Annotated in this window: 3 protein-coding genes; 1 reads left to right on the forward strand and 2 read right to left on the reverse strand. The window is 72.9% G+C overall.

Going from position 1 to position 3,286, the window contains the following annotated elements:
- Positions 1-8: 8 nt before the first annotated feature.
- Positions 9-1,037 carry an alpha-hydroxy-acid oxidizing protein gene (locus tag JHD21_RS21530; RefSeq protein WP_292679560.1) on the reverse strand — a complete coding sequence of 343 codons (1,029 nt, stop codon included), beginning with the start codon at positions 1,035-1,037 and terminating at the stop codon, positions 9-11.
- A 10-nt stretch (positions 1,038-1,047) separates the two neighbouring features.
- Positions 1,048-2,337 carry a tyrosine--tRNA ligase gene (tyrS, locus tag JHD21_RS21535; protein WP_292679562.1) on the reverse strand — a complete coding sequence of 430 codons (1,290 nt, stop codon included), beginning with the start codon at positions 2,335-2,337 and terminating at the stop codon, positions 1,048-1,050.
- 99 nt (positions 2,338-2,436) lie between these two features.
- Between tyrS and JHD21_RS21540 the strand changes: the two genes are divergently transcribed.
- The coding region (locus JHD21_RS21540) for a serine/threonine-protein kinase (RefSeq protein ID WP_292679564.1) at positions 2,437-3,286 on the forward strand (850 nt) is incomplete at its 3' end.

Here is a 3,286-nt window from a genome sequence, read left to right on the forward strand (position 1 = left end):
GAACCAGGTTAGGGCTCCCGCACAACTCCGCGCGCATCGGCGACCAGCCGGCAGCCGGCCAGCCGGAACGCCTCGACCGCCTCGTCGAGGAGGTCGCCGTGCATCCGGGCCACGCCGCCCACGCCCTCGACGAGCGCGTAGAGCGGCAGCCGGCCGAGGAAGACCGCGTCCGCGCCGAGCGCCAGGGCGGCCAGGACGTCGAGCCCGCTGCGGATCCCGCCGTCGACGTAGACCTGCGCCGCACCCTCGACCGCGGTGACGACCGCCGGGAGGCACGACGCGGTGCTCGCGGCCCGGTCGAGCTGACGGCCGCCGTGGTTGGACACCCATACCGCGGCCGCGCCCGCCTGGACGCAGCGCCGGGCGTCGTCCGGGCGCAGCACGCCTTTGGCGACGACCGGCAGGCCGGTCTGCTCGGCGAGCCAGACGATGTCGTGGGGCCCGAGGTCGAGCGCCTTCTCGGCCCCGGGGGCGTCCTCGTAGCCCGGGTCGAAGTTGACCCGGAGCAGCTCCGGGTCGACGACGTCCCAGACGACCTGGTCGCCGGCGGCGTACTTCGTCGCCACGACCGGGGTGTCGACCGTGAGGACGACCGCCTCCGCCCCCGCGTCGACCGCCCGCGCGAGCATCGGCTCGGCGAGCGCCCGGTCCGCCGGGAGGTAGGCCTGCAGCCACCAGCGCACCCCGGTGGAGGCGATGTCGGCGAAGGTCGTCCCGGCGTTGCTGGACACGACCAGGACGCTGCCGGCGGCTGCCGTCGCCTGGGCCATGGCCAGCTCCCCGTCGGGATGGACCGCCCGCTGCTGGGTCGTGGGCGCGATGCCCCACGGCACCCGGGCCGGCGAACCGAGCATGGGCACCGAGAGGTCGACGTCGGTCACGTCCCGCAGCACGTGCGGCAGGAACCGTCGCTCGGACCAGCCCCACGTCGACTCGAGGGTGCTGACCGAGTCCCGCGCCCCCTGGGCGAGGTACTCGAAGACGGGCGCGGGCAGCGCCGTCCGCGCCGCGCCCTCCAGGTCGGACAGCCAGGTCACGGGAACCTGCTCACGGGGCGGCAACGCCCGCGAAGCTCTTCTTGCCCCGCCGCAGGACCAGGACCTCGCCGCCCAGGAAGTCGCTCTCGTCGGGCACGTAGTCGGGGTCGTCCACCCGCGCGTTGTTGAGGTAGGCGCCGCCCTCCGCGACCGCCCGGCGCGCCTCGCCGCGGCTCTGCACCAGGCCGGCCTCGACGAAGAGGTCGGTGACGCTGCGGCCCGCGGCTCCGGTCACCAGTGGGCGCGCCGTCGCCAGCGCCTCGCGCAGCACCTGGACGTCGGCGTCGGCCAGCGAGCCGCCGCTGAACAGCGCCGCGGACGCCGCCTCGATGCGTGCGGTCGCCTCCGCACCGTGCACCAGTGTCGTGACCTGCTCGGCCAGGGTCCGCTGACCCCGGCGCAGGAACGGCTTCTCGGCGTGCTCGGCCTCGAGGGCCTCGATCTCCTCGCGGGTGAGGAAGGTGAAGATCCGGAGCAGCTCCCCGACCTTCTCGTCCTCGACGTTGAGCCAGAACTGGTAGAAGGCGTAGGGGGACATCATCTCGGGGTCGAGCCAGAGCGCCCCACCCTCGGTCTTGCCGTACTTCGTGCCGTCGGCCTTGGTCACCAGCGGGGTGGCGAACGCGTGGGCGTGCCCGCCGTCGGCCCTCCGGATCAGCTCGACACCGCCGGTGAGGTTGCCCCACTGGTCGGAACCACCGAACTGGAGCGTGACCCCGTGGTCCCGGAAGAGCGTGAGGAAGTCCATCGACTGGAGGAGCACGTAGCTGAACTCGGTGTAGCTGATGCCGCTCTCGAGACGGGTGCGGACGACGTCGCGGGCGAGCATCCGGTTGACCGGGAAGTGCTTGCCGATGTCCCTGAGGAAGTCGATGGTCGAGAGGTTCTCGGTCCAGTCGTAGTTGTTGACGATCGTGGCGGCGTTGGCCCCCTCGAACGACACGAACGGCTCGACCTGGCGGCGTACCCGCTCGGTCCAGTCCTTGACGGTGCCGGTGTCGTTGAGGCTGCGCTCGCTGGAGTCCTTGGGGTCACCGATCATCCCGGTGGCCCCGCCGACCAGGACGTAGGGCGTGTGGCCGGCGCGCTGGAGCCGGATGGCCGTCACCAGCTGGACCAGGTTGCCCATGTGAAGGCTGGGTGCCGTCGGGTCGAACCCCACGTAGAAGCGCACGCTCCCCGCGGTCAGGGCCTCGCGCAGGGCGTCGAGGTCCGTCGAGTGCGCGACCATGCCCCGCCAGACGAGGTCGTCGAGCAGGTGCGGGTCGATCGGTACGTCGGTCGGCACAGCATCGGACACGGACCAAGCCTGCCCCATGGCGTGACACTCCTCCCACCCGGTTACCTCCACCTTGCGCCTAGGCTCGACCGTTGGCGTCGACAGCGAGGGGCGGCTTGGGTGATCGCGGGTAGGTACACGCTCGACCGGGAGATCGGCCGGGGCGGGATGGGGGCCGTGTGGAGCGGCACCGACCTCACGCTCGGCCGGACCGTCGCGCTCAAGCGGATCGGCACCGCCCCGGGAGGGGGTACGCCGGACGTCAAGCGTGCCGAGCGGGAGGCCAGGCTCGCCGCACGGCTCAACCACCCCCACGTCGTCGCCGTGTTCGACCTCGTCGACGAGCCCGAGTCCGGCGACCAGTGGATGGTCATGGAGCACGTGGAGGGCACCAACCTCAGCGAGATCGTCCGGGCCAACGGCGCGCTGCCGCCGGACCAGGTCGCGCCGATCCTGACCCAGGTCGCCGACGCCCTGGCCGCCGCGCACACCGCCGGGATCGTCCACCGCGACGTCAAGCCGTCCAACATCCTGGTCGGCCCCGACGGCAACGTGAAGCTCACGGACTTCGGCATCGCCCGCACCGAGGCCGACGCGGCGCTGACGCAGACGGGGCTGGTCACCGGCTCCCCCGCCTACCTGGCGCCCGAGGTGGCCAGCGGGCAGATCGCCACGGAGGCGAGCGACGTGTGGTCGCTGGGCGCCACGCTGTGCCACGCGCTGGTCGGGAAGCCGCCCTACGAGGTCGGCGACAACGTGATGGGGGCGCTCTACCGGATCGTCAACGACGACCCACCGCGGCCCGCCAACGCCGGCTGGCTCGCCCCCGTGCTGGTGCGCTCGATGGTCAAGGACCCCGCGGAGAGGTGGACCGCGGCGCAGGTGCGCGACTTCCTGGCCGCCGGCCCCCCGGCGACGGACCTGCCCGGCCCCACGGACTCCGCGGTGACCCGGACGACCACCCTGGAGA

It is taken from the genome of Nocardioides sp. (genome assembly GCF_016462705.1).
Taxonomy (GTDB): domain Bacteria; phylum Actinomycetota; class Actinomycetes; order Propionibacteriales; family Nocardioidaceae; genus Nocardioides.